The following is an 18,521-nucleotide window of genomic DNA, read 5'->3' as shown; positions in this document are numbered from 1 at the left end:
CGACCAGGGGCGCCGCGGCTCTGCGGATGCGCATGAAGGCCTGGTGGCGTGCGTGCTGTTCGTCCTCCAGGGCGTTTGCAAACAGATTCGGACAGCGGCTAGGTGCACCTTCAAGCGGCTAATGTTCTGAAAAATTGTTTACAATACTAGGGGAGATAATTGCCGATCACAGGGAGACAATATGACGGCAGTAGGCGCAGGCACCGAAGCGGGCCTTTCCGCGCACGAACTCGCGGATCTGTTGCGACGGGCCATTATCAGCGGTGAACTCGTGCCTAAGCAGCGCCTCGTAGAGGCCGATCTGGCCGCCGAATATGGAGCCAGCCGAGGCAACATCCGGGTCGCTCTGGCGGAGCTAAGTGTCGAAGGCCTTGTCGAACGAGTCCAGAACCGTGGCGCACGTGTACGGGCCGTCTCGGTCGATGAAGCTGTAGAAATCACAGAAGTCCGCGCCGCCCTAGAGGCTCTATGTGCCCGCAAGGCTGCGCAGCGTATATCCGTTGCCGAGGCGGAGGAGCTGCGGGAGCTTGCCAGACAAATGGAGGATGCGGTCTCCCGAGGAGACAGAGAATCGTACTCGGCGTGCAACAAGCGGCTTCACGCCAAGATTATCGCGGTGAGTGCTCAGGTAACAGCTGCAGCGACCATCCAGCGGCTGCGGGGCCAGGCCGTGCGCTTTCAGTTCCAACTGGCGAGGCAACCGGGCCGGCCTAGTGTTTCTCTCCCGCAGCACTTGGCTATTATCGACGCAGTGTGTCGGCATGACGCCGAAGGGGCAGCCGAAGCGATGAGACTTCATCTGGAGAGCGTCGCGGAAGCAATTAGCGCGAGCGGTCGCTAGTTCTGCCGCTCGGTTCCTTAGTGCCAGATCGCTGGTCTGTCAGTCTGGATCTGTCTGGGGCACCCCGACGTCAGGTCGATGCCTCCGGTGAGGTGCCGCTTGTTGGACGAGGCCCGCCACGGACGTTGTTCCGGGTGGACTTGTGACGGCCTTTTCCTCATGAATGAGACCGAGCCACATGCAGTGGCACGTGTTGGATGTGCGCGTACCGATCTGCCATTTATTGTCGTGCAGAGCGATGGCTCAAATCGGCGTTGCCGACCTTCACGTCCACGGTGCCACCAAGAGTCAAGGTCTCCTGTCGGGCACGGAGTAGTATCTCCTGTCGCCGTGAGGCGCGCCCTGGTCTATGCCGAAGATCAATCATGCCTCAACCTGGAGCTGCCGCCTGAACACAGAAGAATGACGATACGAAGCAGTCCCTTTGCATGCACCCCCACCATTTTCAAACGCCGATAGTGGATATTCCGTCAACCCGCCTCGGTGGGGCAAACGCGGCAAACGCGTGCTTGCTGACCACGCGGCCGGAACTGGTGGCGACTTCATTCCGTCCATGGTTGGGGTCAATTCTGGTTATCCACGGCTGGAGTAGGGAGCCGTCGGGGTAGCTCCCTGGCAGCAGTAGCGGTGGATAACCTATGAGAATTGTCCCCGGCTGTGGGCGGACGGACCGGACTTCTCGTTCAAAACGTAGATCAATTCCCGTTGTTCCGAGCACCAGGCAAAAGAGCCGTGTGTCAGCTTTGAGTGTAGTCCAGTCTGGATGCTCCCTCCGTGCTTAGAGCTTTGTTTTGGTACTGCGAGATTATGGTCCTTGCGCTAGACGCTTCTTCGGACATCCACTGCCCTCTGGTCCTGCCGGGCTGCTACACCGCGGCTCTGAGCGGGACGGGGACGAGTTCCTGGAGTTCCTGGAGGGTGCAGCCGAAGGTTTCGCGGACGGTGACGCCGTCGGGTCCCGTGAGGAACACGGCTCTGTCGGTGTAGACGCGGGTGACGCAGCCGACGCCGGTGAGCGGGTACGTGCAGGATTCGACGATTTTGGAGGCGCCTTCGCGGGTCAGGAGGGTCATCATGACGAAGACGTCCTTGGCCCCGGTGGCGAGGTCCATGGCACCGCCGACGGCGGGAATCGCCCCGGGTGCGCCGGTGTGCCAGTTCGCGAGGTCGCCGGTGGCGGAGACCTGGAACGCGCCGAGGACGCAGATGTCCAGGTGCCCGCCACGCATGATCGCGAAGGAGTCGGCGTGGTGGAAGTAGGACGCCCCGGGGAGTTCGGTGACGGGGATCTTGCCGGCGTTGATCAGGTCCCCGTCGATCAGGTCCCCTGTGGCTTCAGGGCCCATTCCGAGCATCCCGTTCTCGGTGTGAAGGGTGATGTTCTGCTCTGCGGTGAGGTAGTTGGACACCAGGGTGGGCTGGCCGATCCCGAGGTTCACAAAGGAACCGGGGGCGATGTCCCTGGCCACCAGGCGTGCCAGGTCATCCCGGCCCATGGCCGTCTCCGAGGTCTTAATGGATGTTGCGATGCTCATCTCAGGCCACCTTTTCTGCAATGTTGCCGGTTACGCGGACGATGCTGTTGACGTAGATGCCGGGGGTGACGATGTTTTCCGGGTCCAGTCCGCCGGTGGGGACAATCTCGGAGACCTGGACAATGGTGTGCTTCGCCGCGGCGGCCATGATGGGGCCGAAGTTCCGTGCGGTCTTGCGGTAGACGAGGTTGCCTTTGCCGTCCGCCTTCAAGGCTTTGATCAGTGCCACGTCGGCATGGATGGGTGTTTCGAACACCTGGCCGCGGCCGTCGATGATCCGGGTTTCCTTGCCCTCCGCCAGCATCGTCCCGTACCCGGTGGGAGTGAAGAACCCGCCGATCCCGGCCCCCGCGGCCCGGATCCGCTCGGCAAGGTTGCCCTGCGGCACGAGTTCCAACTCGATCTCCCCGGCCTTGTACTTGGCATCGAAGTGCCAGGAGTCGGACTGCCGGGGGAAGGAGCAGATCATCTTTTTCACCCTGCCTTCCTTGATCAGCAGCGCCAGGCCCTGGTCGCCCTGCCCGGCATTGTTGTTCACCACGGTCAGGCCGGAAGCGCCGCAGTCCATCAACGCATCGATCAGTTCGAACGGCTGCCCGGCGTTGCCGAACCCGCCGATCATCACGGTGGAGCCGTCCTTGATCCCGGCCACCGCTTCTGCCACGGTGTCTACAAAATTCAACATTCGCTTATGCCTTTCCTGTGCTGTTCCCGGAGGAGGCGGTGACGTTTTCGAGGACCACGGCCAGACCCTGCCCCACACCAATGCAGATCGCCGCGACGCCCCAGCGCTGACCGGAGGCCTGCAGGGACCGGGCGAGGGTGCCCAGGATCCGGGTCCCGGACGCACCGAGCGGGTGGCCCATCGCGATGGCCCCGCCGTGCCGGTTCACAATGGACGGGTCAATGCCCCAGGCGCTGATACAGGCCAACGACTGCGCGGCGAACGCTTCGTTGAGCTCGACGGCGCCCACCTGGTCCCAGCCGATGCCCGCCTTCGCAAGGGCCTTGTTCGCCGCCTCCACCGGGGCAAACCCGAAGTACTGCGGATCATTGCCGTGCGCCCCGCGGCCCGCGATCCGCGCCAGCGGCTCCAGGCCCAGCAGCCCGGCGGCACCCTCGGATCCAATCCAGGCCGCGGAGGCGCCGTCGGACAACGGCGAAGCATTCCCGGCCGTGACCGTGCCGCCCACCTCGGCCCCCTCGGGCTCGTTCCGGAACACCGTCTTCAAGACGGCGAGTTTCTCGGCGGTGGAACCCGGGCGGATACCTTCGTCCCGCACCAGGTCCGTTCCCGGCACAGGGGCGACGAGGTTATCGTAGAACCCCTCGTCCCACGCCGCAGCGGACAGGTTATGAGAGTTGGCCGCGAACTCGTCCTGCGCCTGCCGGGTGACGCCGTACTTCTCCCGCAGCCGCTCGGTGGCCTCACCCAGAGAGATGGTCCATTCCTTCGGCATCGCCTTGTTCACCAGGCGCCAGCCCAGCGTGGTGGAGGCCAGGGTCATGTCACCGGCCGGGTACGGTTTCTCCGTCTTGGGCAGCACCCACGGGGCGCGGGACATCGACTCCGCTCCGCCCACCAGCACCAGGTCCGCGTCACCGGCATTGATCTGGCGCGAAGCGATAATTGCAGCATCCAAAGACGACCCGCAGAGCCGGTTCACCGTCGTGCCCGGGATGGACACGGGGAGGCCGGCCAGCAGGGTGCCCATCCGGGCGATGTTGCGGTTCTCCTCGCCGGCTCCGTTGGCGTTGCCGAACACCACCTCATCAATCCGCTCCGGATCCAGCGAAGGTGCCCGCTTTACGGACTCGCTGATCACGTGCGCGGCCAGGTCATCGGGGCGGACGGCGGCGAGGCCGGAGCCGAACTTGCCGAAGGGGGTGCGCACGGCGTCGTACACAAAAGCCTGGTTCATGGGGTGGTATCCATTCCGGTGTTGTCCATTTCATGGAACACCTGCTGTGCTGTCTTGAAGGCGGTGTTGGCAGAGGGGACTCCGCAGTAGATGGCGGTCTGCAGCAGGATTTCCTTAATCTCGTCCCTGCTGAGGCCGTTGGTGAGGGCCGCGCGGATGTGCATGGCCAGTTCCTCCCAGTGCCCGTGCGCCACCATCGCGGTGATGGTGACGGCGGACCGCATCTGCCGCGTCAGACCGGGCCGGGTCCAGATGCCACCCCAGGCGATCCGCGTGATCATGTCCTGGAAGTCTTCGGTGAAGTCGTCCTTGTTGGCGTTGGCCCGGTCCACGTGCGCGTCGCCCAGGACTTCGCGCCGGACCGTCATGCCGCCCTCGTAAATGTCCTGGCTGGTGGCGTCCGGCTGGACTACTCCGTGCCTTTCGATCCGGCTCATTTCGCTACTCCACGGGATTCGGCCCAGGAGAGAAGGCTGCGCATCAGTTCGGCAACGTGGGCCGGTGCTTCGGCAGGAGCGAGGTGAGCCACACCCTCGAGGGTGACGGCCGTGGCGGTGCCTCCACCGGCAGTGATGCCTGCCGCCACTTCCTCGGCCAGCGACGGGGGTGCGACGCCGTCCTGTGCTCCGGCGATCACCTGGGTGGGGACGTGGATGCTCTCCAGCTCCTCCCGGACGTCAAAAGCTGCGAGGGCTTCGCAGCAGTAGGCATAGCTGAATCGCTCGGCGTTGCGCAGGGCGTGCAGGAGCCTGCTGCTGAGCTCGGGCTCACGGTCCATAAAGCCCGGGGCAAACCAGCGCTGCGCAGAACCCTGGATCATCACCGGTGTGCCCTGGCTGCGGACAGTTCCGGCGCGTTCCAGCCATCCCTCCGGCGTGCCCAGTTTGGCGCCGCTGCACTGGACGGAGAGGCTTTTGAGCCGTTCGCCGTGCTTGATTCCCAGCTGCAGGCCGGTGGCCCCGCCCAGGGAGACGCCGGCGTAGTGGAAGGCTTCACCGGGGGCGATGGAGTCAATCAGGTCCACCACGGCCTCTGCCAGGTCCGAAACGTCGAACGCTTCGGTTGCAGCTGGTGAGACGCCGTGGCCGGGGAGGTCCCATGCCACCACGTCGTAGTCCTTGCCCAGCAGGCATGCTGCCCGGTTCCAGAGGAGGGAGGACGTACCCAGGGAAGAACCGACCACCAGGAGGGGGTGGTCGCCAAGGGGCCGCTGGGGCGACAACAGTGCGGCTTTCAGGGCAGGTTTAGCCACGGCGGGCTCCGTTCGCGTCGGATTCTGCAGATGCTGTGGGGAAGAATTCGGGGTAGGCGGCAAGGATGCGCCGGGCGATTTCAGCGGCCTCGCCCAGGTAGCCGGCGGGGTCCAGGAGCTCCCCAAGACGGAGATCCGTCACCAGGCCGGGCGGCAGGGCTGCCCGGAGCAGCTTCCGGTAAGCGGCTGCCTGTTCAGCAGCAGGTGCCTGGAGGGTCCTGTCCACAACGTTCTGGAGTTGCTGCTTGCCGCTGCGGCCGTCCTTTTCCTCGAGCAGCGGTGCGACGGCGGCGTTGACGCCTTCGGCCAGCAGCAGCGGGCCGGCGAGGTCCAGGTTGCGGCGCATGCCATCGGGGAAAACCTGCAGCCCTTCAACGAGCTCCCTGACGTGGCCGGCAGCGCCAAGGGCCAGCGAGAGGAGCTGCCGGATTGCCGGCCACTCGATGTGCCAGGCTCCGTCCGGCCGTTCATCGTTGAAGTTGGCCGCAGCCAGGTGAAGCTGGGCGGCCAGGTTCGGTGCCTGCAGGGCGGCGCTGCGGACCAGCACCGACAGCACGGGGTTTTGCTTCTGTGGCATGGCTGAGGAAACGCCGCGGCCCGCAGCGCGGGGCTCGGCCAGTTCGGCCACCTCGGGCCTGCTGAGGAACAGGACATCGGCAGCGATCTTGCCGAAAGCATCCAGCAGAACGGCCAGGACGTGTCCCAGCGACGTGACGGCCAGCCGGTTGGTGTGCCAGGGGGCGGGCGCGGGGGTCAGGCCCAAATGGGCGGCCAGGGCGTCGGCAAGGCTGAAGGGTGTTGCCGGCGAACCGGAGGTGAGGACGGTTCCGGCAGCAAGCGTGCCTGCGGCCCCGCCGAACTGGACCGGCAGCGCCAGGTTTTCCAGCTGGCGGCCCGCGGCGGCAACACTGTGGAACCACTGGGCTGCGCGCAGCCCGAACGTATAAGGGAGGGAGTGCTGCGTCAGGCTCCTGCCCACGCACAGGGTGTCCGCATGCTGTTCCACCAAGGCGGCGAGCCCCGCCGTCGTGCGCTTCACATCGGCGAGCACCGCCTCGACGCTGTTGTGCGCGAGCAGCATCAGCGCCGTATCCAGCACATCCTGGCTGGTCAGCGACGTGTGGACGGCCTTTTCTGCCCCGATGCCAGCCGTATCCAGTGCCGCCACCTGCTTGCGGAGGTCGGACAGGAGGGGGATCACCGGGTTGCCGCCACCTTGGGCGCGGCGGGCGACATCGGCAGGGTCGTAGCGGCCCGGGTCCGCGGCGGATGCGACGACGGCGGCGGAACCGGCAGGTGCCAGGCCGGACTTTTCCAGTACCGCGGCCCAGCCGGACTCGACGGTGAGGATTGCCGAAAGCACGGCGCGGTCCCCGGTCAGCGCGCCCACCAGGGGCGACGCCGAGACGGGGCTCAGCAGGCCCACGTCTGTTCCAACGGATTTGTCCAGGTCAGTCACTGGAAATCCAGGAAGACCGTCTCGCCCTCACCCTGAAGGCGGATATCGAACGTCAGGCCGCTGTCGGCATCGCGGCGGGCAATGAGCGTCTTCCGGCGTTCCGGGTCCAGGGAACTGAGCAACGGATCGTTGGCCAGCGCCTCCTCGTTTTCCGGGAGGTAGATACGGGTGAACAGCCGGTTGGTCAGGCCGCGCGCGAAGATGACCATCGAGATGAACGGTGCAGCGCCCGGCTTGGTGGGGCCGGGGTTGACCGTAGTGAAGGTGAACACGCCGCTGTAGCCCACGGAGCCGCGGCCCCAGCCGCTGAAGGTGTAACCGTCACGGACCAGGGACCCCGTCTTTTGGACGATCCTGCCGTCGGCGTCCGGCTGCCAGATCTCCAGGATGGCATCCGGCACGGTCTCGCCGGCGCCGTCGTAGACAGTGCCCTGAAGCCGGATGGAACCCGGCGAGCCCGGGGCCAGGAGTTCGTTGTCTTTCTCGAACGGCAGCGCGTAACCGTAGAACGGGCCGACGGTCTGGCCGGGCGTGGGGACAAGCTGTGTGGTCTGGTTGCTCATGTACCTATTCCTCGTCACCTTCTGCGCCCAGCGCCTCGTTCTCGGTCCAGGTCCGCTTGGGACCTGTCAGGACGATGTCCCAGTTGTAGCCCAGCGCCCACTCCGGCTCGGTGAGGATGTGGTCGTAGTTGGCCACCAGCCGGTCCCGGGCGTCCTGGTCCACGATGGTCTGGTAAATCGGGTCCAGCGGGAAGAGCTGGTCGCCGGGAAAGTACATCTGCGTGATGATGCGCTGGGTGAACTCTGTGCCGAACAGCGAGAAGTGGATATGTGCCGGGCGCCAGGCGTTCAGATGGTTCTTCCACGGGTAGGCGCCGGGCTTGATGGTGGTGAACCGGTAGGAGCCGTCAGGTCCGGTAATGCAGCGGCCGATGCCCGTGAAGTTGGGGTCGATCGGTGCCGGATGCTGGTCCCGCTTGTGGATGTAGCGGCCGGAGGCGTTGGCCTGCCAGATCTCCACGAGCTGGCCCGCCACCGGGTGTCCGTTGCCGTCCAGGACCTTGCCCGCCACGATGATCCGCTCGCCCTGGGGCTCGCCGTTGTGCTGGATGGTCAGGTCCGATTCCAACGCGTGCACGTCCTGGTGGCCGAACGCCGGGGAGTACAGCTCAATGGTTTCGGGGTCCGCATGGTGCAGGCTCTTAGTGGGGTGGCGCAGGATGCTGCTGCGGTACGGCGGGTAGTCCAGGCGCGGCTGGGTCTCGGTCGGGGCGCCGTCCTTAAGCGCCCGGTTGTAGGCGTCGGCCAGGCCGTTGATTTCTGCGCTGAGGTCCTGCTGTGTTTCCACAGCCCGGTCCACCGGCGCGTGTCCTGCCTTGGGTTCGGCAGCCGGTACGAGCTCGTCGGTCTGGGCGTTAACATCGTGCAGCACGGCTGGCTCCTATCTGATGGGTGGTTGGTCGGGGCGGCTATCGGCGTTGCTTGATTGCTCTACACCAGGCCGGGCCAGCCGGTGTACGCCTCGGCGAGGTAGGCCATGCCGTGGCGTGAGGATACGACGGAGTTGAGTTCTCCGAGCTGGCGCGCGCGGGAGAAGTCGTCTGCGTCGGTGGGGGTGTGCAGCATGGTGGTCATCCAGTAGGAGAATTGCTGAGCTTTCCAGACGCGGTCCAGCGCGCGGTCCCTGTAGGTTTCAAGCAGGTGGTCCGAGCCGGAGTTGTAGTGGCTGTCGAGTCCTTCGAAGAGGACTTTGACGTCGTTGATGGCCAGGTTGAGGCCTTTGGCGCCGGTAGGCGGCACGGTGTGGGCGGCGTCGCCCACGAGGAAGAGGTTGCCGTGGCGCATGGGGGTGTGGACGAAGCTGCGGAACGGCAGGACCATCTTCTCGATGACCGGCCCTTCGTTGAGCTCGAAGCCGTTCCCGTTGACCCGGCTGCGGAACTCAGCCCAGATCCGGTCATCGTCCCACTCCGCCACGTTCTCCTTGGGATCACACTGGAAGTACATCCGCTGGACTGACTCGGTGCGCTGGCTGATCAGCGCGAAGCCATTGTCCGAGTTGGCATAGATCAGCTCATCGGAGCTGCGCGGGGCTTCGGCCAGGATGCCGAACCAGGCGAACGGGTACTCATGGAAGTACCACTTGCGGTTCGCCTCCGGAATCTGGAACCGGCAGTGACTGCGGGAGCCGTCAGCGCCCACCAGGAAATCCGCTCGGATCTCGTACTCCTCGCCATCGGCGTCGGTGAACCAGACCTTCGGCTTGCCCTCGAGGTCACCGATCGTGGTGTCGGTGACGCTGTAGCGGACATCGCCACCGTCGTCCTTCCTGCGTGCGGCGAGGTCCAGGAAGACGTCCGTCTGCGGGTAGAGCCAGACTGATTCACCCACGAGTTCCTTGAAGTCCACGCGGTGGCTCTCGCCGTTGAAACGCAGTTCAATGCCATCATGGCGGTCCCCGTCACGCAGGACCCGGTCCGATACCCCGCTGTCCACCAGCATGTTCACCGTCCCATGCTCCAGGATGCCAGCCCGGACGGTTTCAGAAATCTCCTTGTGACTCCGAACCTCGATGACGGTGGACTCGATACCTGCTTTGGCCAGCAGATGGGAGAGCATCAACCCTGCCGGGCCGGCGCCCATGATGGCTACGTGGGTAGAGATGATCTTGCGTGGCATTGCTTTCTCGCTTCGTTGCGGGGCCCGCAGGCCGGTGCCGGTGATTGCGTTTGCACCAGTGTGAGCCACCGCCCGTGACGATAGTTACAGCAATTCCGTTCAATGGGAAATTTGTTCGAAGTTTATAAGGCTGCGGGCAACGCCTCTGGCTGCGGTCTGCAGGACCGGGACCAGCGCTTGCAGTCGCATTTCCCGAAGGGGGACCACGACGCCGAGTGCGGCCACCGCCCGTTGCCTCCGGTTAAGCACCGGAACCGCGATGCCCCAGGTATCGGCATCCACCACCCCTGGCAGCTGGGCGTAACCCTGGCGGGCCGTTTCGCTTATCAGGGCCCGCAGCGAATTCGCGGTCATGTTATTGCCAGGGTCCTCGAACTGTTCCACGTAGCGGTTCTGCAACGCCTTGTCTTGAAACGCCATCAGCGCCAGCCCAGCCGACGAGATGTTGACTGGCATCCTCCCGGCAACCTGTGCCCGGTTAACAACAGAACCCGGCCGGGACAGGCGCTCCACAAACAGGACGTCCCATGCCTCCAGCACCGCTAGATTCACGTTCTGATTCAGGACCTGTTGAATGTCCTCCATAAAAGGAATGGCCGCCTGCCGCAAAGCAAGAGTCGGAGAAGTGCGGTTCGCCAGCTCCCATAACCGTAACCCCGGACGTACCGATCCGCCCGGCAGAGTTTCCAGCAGGCCGTGGCCTGCTAACTGCTGAACCAAGCGGTGAGTGGTGGTCAACGGCAGACCGGCCCGCTGAGCCAGTTCGGACAACTGCAAGGCGTTAACATCCTGCGGAAAGGCCGAGAGCAGCCGGACAATCCGGTCCACCATCGAATCCCCTGAACTCGAGTTCGCCACCTGCAATACCTCCGATAGAACGCGACCTCATTAGGCTGGGACTGAAAAAAAGAACTGTGACGGGATCGTAGGAATCGTCCCTAACAGCATGTTCAAGGTATCAGGACGACGCTCATACCCAGGGCGAACTCTTGCCGCTGTCCGTACCGGAGTCACTAACCGGCAGTAGATTCATTGCCTTCCACCTGTGAACGGGTCAGGGCTTGTCTTATGCACCTGCGAGCCTGTGTAACTGGCTGTAGTGGTGGAAGCTGCTGTGACGGACTAGCTATCCGTTCCATGTGGCTGACGCTGGTTTATTCTCGACGTTACCGGGCTACAGCAAATTGTTCTGAGCGTTCCAGGTCGCTCATCAGGCCTTCGATTCTTTGCCTTGCCCGGGAAAGAACGTCCTGACCGCGCGACATGGACGAGGCCTTCCTCAATACGGCTATCGCGGCCTCTGCCACTTCCAAAGCTGTAAGGACCTCCCGCGGCAGCCGCCATGCTCCGCATCGATACTCTCCCCGTAGCACCTGGCAGGCGGGTAAAGGCCCCCGGCGGCAGGACATCCTGTCCAGGGCCGGTATCGACCAGTCCGGGACAAAGGACTCTTGCGCCCAGCGCCGGCCCCTCTTCGCCGAGCTCAATCGCGAGCGTTTCGGTCAACCCCACGACGGCGTACATTGCCGCGGCATACGGCGTCCGGTGTGCCAGGGGGCGAGTCCGCCCGAGGACGCAGTGTTAAGGATATGACCGCTGCCCTGGCTGACCATGATCGGAGCAAAGGCCCGGACGCCGTGAACGACGCCCATCCAGGCGGACACCCTGGCCACAAGGGCCTCCGCTAGACCATACCCAATGCCGCCCGCACCCCCAGTAATGACGGCGACCCGCCCAGAAGCTATCTTCATAATTCTCTTTTTCCTAAAAATAAGGGCGTCAGACCCGTGCGGTTAGGTGGGTGGGCTCATTGCAAAAAGCGGTGAGTAGCCCACTCGCTGTCACGTTGAAGGGTGAGCACCTATTCCCGGCTGTGGGCGGCGGCAGCATATTGGAGAACCAATTCCCGCTGCTTCTGCCGTCTAGGCAAGGAGCCCTTTGTCCGGTTGGGGTGTAGTCCAAGTTCAAGTTGAATAGCTGATGACCCGATCACGGCCGGCGAGCACACCGGTCACGGCGACGACCGCCATGATGCCAGCGGTGACAAGGAGCGGAAGGGTCCAGCCTCCGCTCATGTCGCGAAGACCACCGAACATCACCGGCCCCACAGCACCTAGCCCATAGCCGATGGACTGCGCCATGCTGGACAGGGACGCTGCTTGTGGGTGGTTAACGGTTCGCAGGCTGAACAGGGACAGGGCAATGACGATGAGGCCCCCGCACCCGATTACCCCAAGAAGGACCCACAGCAATATGAGGTAGGGCGCAATCGCCAGCCCGAGAAACGTCACAAACATGAGTGCGCCGCCCGTAAAGGAAACGAGCCGTTGGTCTGACCCGCGGTGAAGGATTCCCCCCGCGGCAAGGCTGGCTAACATGCTGATGAGCAGGAACACGGACAGGTGGATGCCGGCAGTAGTGGCCGGGACCCCGCGGCTTTGTTCGATGGTTGGCAGCCACGCCATCAGGACGTAGAAGGCGATGGATTGTAGGCCCATAAAAATCGTCACCTGCCAGCCCAAGGCAGAGACCCAGGGCGAACGGTAGGAGACTTCCTGTCCGTTGACGTTCACCACGGCTGTCTTGTGCCGGCGCAGCCACGGCAGGAGCACCGCCATGGTGATAAAAACCACTCCCACCCACATTCCTAGGCTAAACCGCCATCCCGTCGTGGACGTTTGCGCCACGGGAACGACGACAGCTGCCCCCATCGCGGCGAAGGCGGCCTGTGTGGCGGAGTAGCTTCCGGTGACCTGGCTGACCTTCGCTGGGAAGTCCCGTTTGACGAGGGACGGCACCAGGACATTAAGAAAGGCGATAGCCAAGCCGATAAGTGCGGTGCCGGCCCAGATAACGCCGGGCAAAGGCAACGAGCGAAGAAGGGTACCCGAGGCCAGGATCAGCAGGGACATCCACAGTGCACGGTCCAGCCCCAGACGGGAAGCGAACCCGGGCGCAACAGGTGAAAAAGCAGCGAAAGCAATGAGCGGAAGACCAGTCAGAAATCCTGCTGAGGCGCTGGAGAGGGCGAGGTCGCTGCTGATATTCGCGAGTACTGGTCCCACGCTGACAATGGACACCCGCAGGTTTACTGCGATGAGCAAAACTCCGATAAAGGCGAAGCCGAACCTGGCAATGCGGTCCGGCGCACGCTTGGTGGGAGCGGGCATACCTAATTCCATTCTTCGCCACGTGTGGAGCGCCCGGAGCGCCTGTCCGATCGCACCCTGTCCGCGCAAAGTGGCAGCCTGGACGCGGCGACTAGGGCGTCATTCCAAGATGCCGCCAACCTACATCAAGTTAAGCGTGGGTCCCGATAACTACGAGTTCCTCGGGCTTTCCGGGTACTCTCGCCGGGCAGATCGGGAGAATGCGCTTAACCTCATTAGGACCAAGGCTCTATGTGACCCGCGCACGGATTGCCCTGGGCTGGCCGGCGTTCAAAAAACCCAGAACAGAGCGGAGGGAAGTGACATTAGTGCAGTTGGGTGTCGGTCATTCGGTAGGTCATCTGTCCGTCAAGCAGGCGCGGTTCGATCCAGACTTCGCATTTTTCCTCCGCTGAAAATAGGGTGCGGCCGTACATGGCATCAGCCGCTATCCACAGGAGGGCGGAGTCCGGCATGGCATCCTCAACAACTCCGGAGCGAATGGTTGTGCCTTTCTGCCGTATTTCCACCGGGGCGCCGATAAGACGGCTCCATTCTTTATGCAGGTACTTTTCCATCGTGCTTCCTCAAGGCTCGGCCGTCGTCGCGGCTGGTCGGGGCAACGCCGGGGGCTAACGTCTTTGCCCCTACGCTCCGAGTTCCCGGTACCTTCTGGACCGGGAACTCACTAGGTCGGTTACAGGAATACCGGCGAGCGTTCCTAGTTCGTATTCAATTGCACGGGCCATGCGGGCACAGAACTCCTTCGGTTCCAGTGACGCGTCATCCCTTTCGTCTACGATGTGGTCTACCAGGCCGTTGGCATAAAGCTCAGCCACATTGACGCCCTGGGCGTCAGCCATTTGAGGCGCAAACTCGGTAGTTCGGTGCATGATCGCGCTGGCTCCTTCCGGCGGCAGGGGGGAGAGCCAGCTGTGCTGTGCGGCGATGGTTCTGTCTGCCGGGAGTAGTGCCAGCGCGCCTCCGCCGGTGCCTTGCCCCAGCAGAACTGAGACTGACGGGGACTGCAGCCCGATCAGTTCGTAGAGAGAACGCGCTATTTCCCCTGCCAGCCCGCCTTCCTCGGATTCCTGGGAAAGCGCGGCGCCGGCGGTATCGATCACCGTCAGCAGCGGCAATCGTAGCTCTTCAGCCAGCTTCATGCCGCGGCGTGCTTCGCGTAGGGATCCTGGCCCCATTCCGGCAGCGCCTTTACGCAGGGGCCTGGTGTGGCCGAGGACGATGCAGGGTTGTCCGCCGAAGCGGGCCATGGCCAGCAGGAGGCCGGGATCCTTCTCGCCTTGGCCGGTTCCGTTGAGAGGCAATGAATCGTCGGCCCCGTACTTCAGCAGTTGGCGCAGATCTGGGCGGCGGGGGTTCCTGGAAATGGTGATGGATGTCCATGCGCCTACCGTTGCGGGCTGCACTGCGAGAGTTGCCGGTTGAGGGATTGGCCCGGCTTCTGGCTTCGTAGCGAGGATGTCCAGGGCGCGCCCGACGATTGCCGGCAATTCGGCAGGTTCAACGACGGCGTCAATTAGGCCCTTGTTGAACAGGTTCTCTGCTACCTGCACCCCCTCAGGAAAGGCCTCCCCGTGCAGGGCCTCATAGACCCGGGGCCCTAGGAACCCCAGCAGTGCGCCCGGTTCGGCCACGTTGATATGGCCTAGTGAGCCCCAGGAGGCCATGACTCCTCCGGTAGTCGGGTGCCGCAGATACACCAGGTACGGCAACCCTGCCTGTCGGTGGGCCCGCACGGCGCCGGTGATCTTGACCATGGAGAGGAAGGCGAGGGTTCCCTCCTGCATGCGTGTTCCGCCGGATGCCGGTCCGGCGAGCAGGGGTAAGCCTTCAGCTGTGGCCCGCTCCACTGCCGCTACGATTCGCTGTGCCGCGGCGTGTCCGATTGATCCGGCCAGGAAGGCGAACTCGCTGACGATGACCGCCACGCGGTGGCCGCGGACCATGCCAAAGCCAGTGATGACGGATTCGTCCGTAGCGCTCCGGTCCTGCGCCCGTGTCAGGTCGCGGGCATAGTTGTCGTTGACCTGCGGCTGGCTTGCCGGGCTGTCCCACGAGACGAACGTACCGTGATCGACAACGGCGTCCAGCAGTTCTGCGGCGTTCAGGTGGCGGACTTTCTCCCTGGTTGTTGGCACCGCTACTGCACCCCCGTGACCGACGCGGTCATTCCCAGCCATTCGCGAATGCTATGCCCGTCCTCATCCAATAGAGGTGGCGCGTCGTGGGAAGTCACAGTGGTTTCTGCTGTGTCGCCTGGCGCGAAGAACCGCAGCGGCGGCCCCGGCAGGCTGATCTTTCCAAGCACGGGGTGCTCCACGTCGACCAGGAGTCCTTGGGACGCAACCTGTTCCCAGGCGTACACCTCATCCAGTGAGCGGACCTTCCCCGCTGGAATCCCGGCGTCGTTCAATTTGGTGAGTAGCTCTGCGGCGTCATAGTGGGCGAAAGCCCGTTCGACGGCGGCGATCACGCCCGCGCGGTTCCGCACCCTTTCAGCGTTGCTGGCAAATCCTGGGGCGGCGGGGTCAAGACCGAAGGCCTGGGCAAATGAGGCCCACAGCTTTTCGCTGCCGACGCTGATCTGCACGCTGCCGTCCCGGCAGGCGAAGAGCCCGTAGGGTGCGATGGATGGGTGGTGGTTGCCCTGGGCCTGGGGGACTTCGCCGGCTACGGTGGTGCGGGTTCCTTGGAAGGCATGGACGCCGACCAGTGAAGCCAGTAGTGAGGTGCGTACGATTTGCCCGCGGCCGGTCCTGTCGCGCTCCACCAGCGCTGCGAGGACGCCGAAGGCTCCGTTCATGCCGGAGAGCAGGTCGGCGATGGGGACACCTACGCGCTGGGGGTCATCCGGTCCGGAGCCCGTCAGGGACATGAGCCCGGCTTCACCCTGAAGGATTTGGTCATAGCCGCTGCGCTGGGATTCCGGGCCGTCGTGCCCAAAACCGGTAATGGACAGGATCACAAGCCGGGGGTTGAGCTCGTGCATGACGGCAGTGGAGAAACCCAAGCGGTCCATGACACCGGGGCGGAAGTTTTCTATGACGACGTCGGCGCGCTGCAGCAGGTTGCGAAGCACGGCCTTCCCATCGCTGCTTTTCAGATCAAGGCCGATGGATTCTTTGTTCCGGTTGCAGGACATGAAATAGGTGGACTGCAGATCGTCCTCGGGGCCGACGAACGGCGGACCCCATCCGCGGGTGTCGTCCCCGGTGCCGGGGTTCTCCACCTTGATGACCCGGGCGCCAAGGTCAGCCAGCATCATTGCTGCGTGCGGTCCGGCCAAGGCTCGGCTCAGGTCGACAACGAGATGGCCGGACAGCGGACCCCGCCTGCGGTCTTCGTTTGTTGTACTCATTTAAAATGGCTTCCTATAAAGAGGGGTAGATGCTGTAGCGGCAGGAGTTTGGTGCCCGTCTTTGCTCACGTCCTTCGGGCCTTCTAGGGCATGAAGCAAACGGCGTTCGAGCGCGTTGAGGACCGTGACGGCGGGCAGGGTGCGGCCGCACCGCCGGTCCCCTCCGGGGAAAGGGACCGGCGCGCTCTGCGCACCAGTTCCGTAGCCGCGGCACCTTGTGACGAAGAGGAGTCACAATCGTTTAGCGCTTCACCGCGAACGGCTGAGCTTTCTTGGGGTTAGGCGGCCCGAACAGGGATGGTTGAGTTCTCGGTCAGCCAGCAGGCCGCCCTGCCTTCATCACGGGGGGTCAGCGGTGGAGCTTCCACGCACTTATCAAAGGCGTGGGGGCAGCGGGGCCTGAAGGGGCATCCGGTAGGCCTGTTGGCCGGGTCGGGAATGTCCCCTGCCAGCGGTTTTGGGAGTCGTGCGTCCTTTCCCACGCGCGGGATGGCTTCGATGAGCGCGGCTGTGTAGGGGTGGGCCGGGGTGTTCCATAGTTGGTCGGTTGGTGCCCATTCGACGATCTGGCCGAGGTACATGACGGCAGTGATATCCGCGATGTGGTGGACGAGGGCAAGGTCATGGGAGATGAAGAGCATGCCAAGATCAAGCTCCTTCACCAGGCTGAGCAGTGTGTTGACCACCTGAACCTGCCCCGAGGCGTCGAGCGCGGTGACGGGTTCGTCGGCGATGAGCACCGAGGGGTTGGTGACCAGTGCCCTGGCGATGGCAATGCGCTGGAGCTGTCCGCCGGAGAACTGGTGGGGAAACCGGTCAGCGGAGCTGGCGGCCAGGCCGACTCTTTCCAGTTGTTCCAGTGCCAGGTCCCTTCGCTGCCCCTTCGGCAGGTCGGTCGGGACACCGTCCATGAGCTGATCGCCTATCCGTCGGCGGGGGTTCAGCGAGGAGTAGGGGTTCTGGAACACCATCTGCAGGCCCAGCTGGTTCTTTTCACGGCGACGCCAGCTCAGTGCAGGCACGGGATTGCCGTTTAGAGTTACTGAGCCGCTGGCGGGTTTGATGAGGCCTGCGGCAACCCGTGCCAGGGACGACTTTCCACAGCCCGACTCGCCGACCAGGCCGACGATTTGGCCCGCGTCCACCGAGAGGGAGACGCCATTGACGGCTGCTACTTTTTTATTGGACGCGCCGCGGTATTCCACGACGACATCGTTAATTTCCAGCACGCTCATACTAGATCCTTAGCTGTGCTGCCGCTGCGGGCAGAGGATGGGCCGGAAGTTTCGCTTCGGTCCGTATCGTTTCGGCGAGCGGGTGCGTGGACGACGCAGGCCGCCAAGTGAAGAGGTGTGCCCCGGCCGTGGTCAGGCACCTGGACGAGGGGCGGGACCTCGGGGTTGCATGCTTCGATACGGTCCGGGCAGCGGGTCGCGAAGGGGCAGCCCGCCGGCGCTGTCGATGCTGTGACAGGTTGTCCGGGGATGGGCTTTAGTACTGCCCGCTCGTTGCTGCCGGCGGTGGTTTCCGGGCGGGCCTGTAGTAGTGCTTTGGCGTAGGGATGGCGTGGATGCGTCATCAGTTCGCTCGTGCCGGCTGTTTCCATGATGCGCCCGGCGTAGACGATGTAGGTCCGGTGGGCCAGTGCTGCCAGCACCCCCAAGTCGTGCGTGATGAAGATGACGCTCAAGTCCATCTCCTGGCTGAGGCGGTGGAACAGGTGAAGTATTCCTGCCTGGACGGTTACATCCAGTGCGGTTGTTGGCTCGTCCGCTATCAGGAGTTTCGGACCTGCGGCCAAGGCGATGGCAATGGATATTCTCTGACGCATGCCTCCGGAGAACTGGTGCGGGTAGGACTTCATCGCACGGGCGGGGTCCGGGATACGGACCTGGGCCAGGAGCTCAAGGGCGCGGGCGTCTGCTTGCGCTTTCTTCAGCCCCAGGTGTGCTTTGAGGTGGTCTGTCAGCTGAGTGCCGACAGTCAGCATGGGATGCAGCGATGCAGTGGGGTCCTGCGAAACCATGGCGATCTTTCCGCCACGTAATTCGTTCCATCCCTTGGCGTCAAGGTTGCGGAGGTTCATACCGTCAAACTGGATCTCCCCCCGAACGCTTGCGCCTGCGGGAAGAAGATTGAGCAGTGTCTTGCCCGTCATGCTCTTTCCGGATCCGCTTTCGCCGGCGACCCCGACGATTTCGCCCGGGTAAACCTCCAGCGAGACATCCGAGAGGACATCAAATGGTCCTTGGAAGCTTTGCAGTTCAATGCCGACGTTGGTCATTTTCAGCAGTGGTTCCATG

Annotated in this window: 18 protein-coding genes; 1 reads left to right on the top strand and 17 read right to left on the bottom strand. The window is 63.7% G+C overall.

All coding sequences use genetic code 11. The features are described from left to right. The first annotated feature begins 181 nt into the window (after positions 1-181). Complete coding sequence (locus AC5RT4_RS15025) at positions 182-841, top strand: GntR family transcriptional regulator (RefSeq protein WP_494106277.1); 660 nt, start codon at positions 182-184, stop codon at positions 839-841. 866 nt (positions 842-1,707) lie between these two features. Here AC5RT4_RS15025 and AC5RT4_RS15020 read toward each other — a convergent pair. The 17 genes from AC5RT4_RS15020 to AC5RT4_RS14940 all read right to left on the bottom strand — a co-directional run bounded on the left by AC5RT4_RS15020 (position 1,708) and on the right by AC5RT4_RS14940 (position 18,520). Continuing rightward, positions 1,708-2,376, bottom strand: a complete 669-nt coding sequence (locus AC5RT4_RS15020; RefSeq protein ID WP_494106276.1) for a 3-oxoacid CoA-transferase subunit B — start codon at positions 2,374-2,376, stop codon at positions 1,708-1,710. Position 2,377: 1 nt separating this feature from the next. Then, positions 2,378-3,061, bottom strand: a complete 684-nt coding sequence (locus AC5RT4_RS15015) for a 3-oxoacid CoA-transferase subunit A (protein WP_494106275.1) — start codon at positions 3,059-3,061, stop codon at positions 2,378-2,380. 4 nt (positions 3,062-3,065) lie between these two features. Further along, positions 3,066-4,298 carry a thiolase family protein gene (locus AC5RT4_RS15010; RefSeq protein ID WP_494106274.1) on the bottom strand — a complete coding sequence of 411 codons (1,233 nt, stop codon included), beginning with the start codon at positions 4,296-4,298 and terminating at the stop codon, positions 3,066-3,068. Beyond that, positions 4,295-4,735, bottom strand: a complete 441-nt coding sequence (pcaC, locus tag AC5RT4_RS15005; RefSeq protein ID WP_494106273.1) for a 4-carboxymuconolactone decarboxylase — start codon at positions 4,733-4,735, stop codon at positions 4,295-4,297. Before pcaC ends, AC5RT4_RS15010 begins: the two co-directional genes overlap by 4 nt. Beyond that, positions 4,732-5,550 (bottom strand): alpha/beta fold hydrolase, encoded by an 819-nt coding sequence (locus AC5RT4_RS15000; RefSeq protein WP_494106272.1) that lies wholly within the window; start codon positions 5,548-5,550, stop codon positions 4,732-4,734. Before AC5RT4_RS15000 ends, pcaC begins: the two co-directional genes overlap by 4 nt. Beyond that, entirely contained in the window at positions 5,543-7,009 is a 1,467-nt protein-coding gene (locus AC5RT4_RS14995; RefSeq protein WP_494106271.1) for a lyase family protein, read from the bottom strand. The genes AC5RT4_RS15000 and AC5RT4_RS14995 overlap by 8 nt, the downstream gene beginning before the upstream one ends. Then, positions 7,006-7,572 carry a protocatechuate 3,4-dioxygenase subunit alpha gene (gene pcaG, locus AC5RT4_RS14990; RefSeq protein WP_494106270.1) on the bottom strand — a complete coding sequence of 189 codons (567 nt, stop codon included), beginning with the start codon at positions 7,570-7,572 and terminating at the stop codon, positions 7,006-7,008. The genes AC5RT4_RS14995 and pcaG overlap by 4 nt, the downstream gene beginning before the upstream one ends. Positions 7,573-7,576: 4 nt before the next feature. Further along, on the bottom strand, positions 7,577-8,443 hold the full coding sequence (gene pcaH / locus AC5RT4_RS14985) for a protocatechuate 3,4-dioxygenase subunit beta (RefSeq protein WP_494106269.1): 867 nt from the start codon (positions 8,441-8,443) through the stop codon (positions 7,577-7,579). 59 nt (positions 8,444-8,502) lie between these two features. Then, on the bottom strand, positions 8,503-9,690 hold the full coding sequence (locus AC5RT4_RS14980) for a 4-hydroxybenzoate 3-monooxygenase (protein ID WP_494106268.1): 1,188 nt from the start codon (positions 9,688-9,690) through the stop codon (positions 8,503-8,505). A 99-nt stretch (positions 9,691-9,789) separates the two neighbouring features. Further along, the gene (locus tag AC5RT4_RS14975) at positions 9,790-10,548 is read right to left on the bottom strand and encodes an IclR family transcriptional regulator (RefSeq protein ID WP_494106267.1); all 759 of its coding nucleotides are present in this window, start codon (positions 10,546-10,548) and stop codon (positions 9,790-9,792) included. A gap of 644 nt (positions 10,549-11,192) precedes the next feature. Continuing rightward, entirely contained in the window at positions 11,193-11,441 is a 249-nt protein-coding gene (locus tag AC5RT4_RS14970) for a hypothetical protein (RefSeq protein WP_494106266.1), read from the bottom strand. 213 nt (positions 11,442-11,654) lie between these two features. Beyond that, the gene (locus AC5RT4_RS14965) at positions 11,655-12,860 is read right to left on the bottom strand and encodes an MFS transporter (protein ID WP_494106265.1); all 1,206 of its coding nucleotides are present in this window, start codon (positions 12,858-12,860) and stop codon (positions 11,655-11,657) included. A 305-nt stretch (positions 12,861-13,165) separates the two neighbouring features. Continuing rightward, positions 13,166-13,417 carry a hypothetical protein gene (locus tag AC5RT4_RS14960; RefSeq protein ID WP_494106264.1) on the bottom strand — a complete coding sequence of 84 codons (252 nt, stop codon included), beginning with the start codon at positions 13,415-13,417 and terminating at the stop codon, positions 13,166-13,168. 69 nt (positions 13,418-13,486) lie between these two features. After that, positions 13,487-15,040 (bottom strand): carboxyl transferase domain-containing protein, encoded by a 1,554-nt coding sequence (locus AC5RT4_RS14955; protein WP_494106263.1) that lies wholly within the window; start codon positions 15,038-15,040, stop codon positions 13,487-13,489. Then, positions 15,001-16,218 carry a CaiB/BaiF CoA transferase family protein gene (locus AC5RT4_RS14950; RefSeq protein WP_494106262.1) on the bottom strand — a complete coding sequence of 406 codons (1,218 nt, stop codon included), beginning with the start codon at positions 16,216-16,218 and terminating at the stop codon, positions 15,001-15,003. The genes AC5RT4_RS14955 and AC5RT4_RS14950 overlap by 40 nt, the downstream gene beginning before the upstream one ends. 278 nt (positions 16,219-16,496) lie before the next feature. Next, entirely contained in the window at positions 16,497-17,453 is a 957-nt protein-coding gene (locus AC5RT4_RS14945) for an ABC transporter ATP-binding protein (RefSeq protein WP_494106261.1), read from the bottom strand. Beyond that, a complete protein-coding gene (locus AC5RT4_RS14940) occupies positions 17,450-18,520 on the bottom strand; it encodes an ABC transporter ATP-binding protein (protein ID WP_494106260.1) in 1,071 nt (356 codons plus the stop codon). Before AC5RT4_RS14940 ends, AC5RT4_RS14945 begins: the two co-directional genes overlap by 4 nt. Between the last annotated feature and the right edge of the window lies 1 nt (position 18,521).

This window comes from Arthrobacter sp. sptzw42, assembly GCF_059089685.1.
Note: the sequence above shows the minus strand (reverse complement) of the source record. Positions and strands in the feature narration are given on the sequence as shown.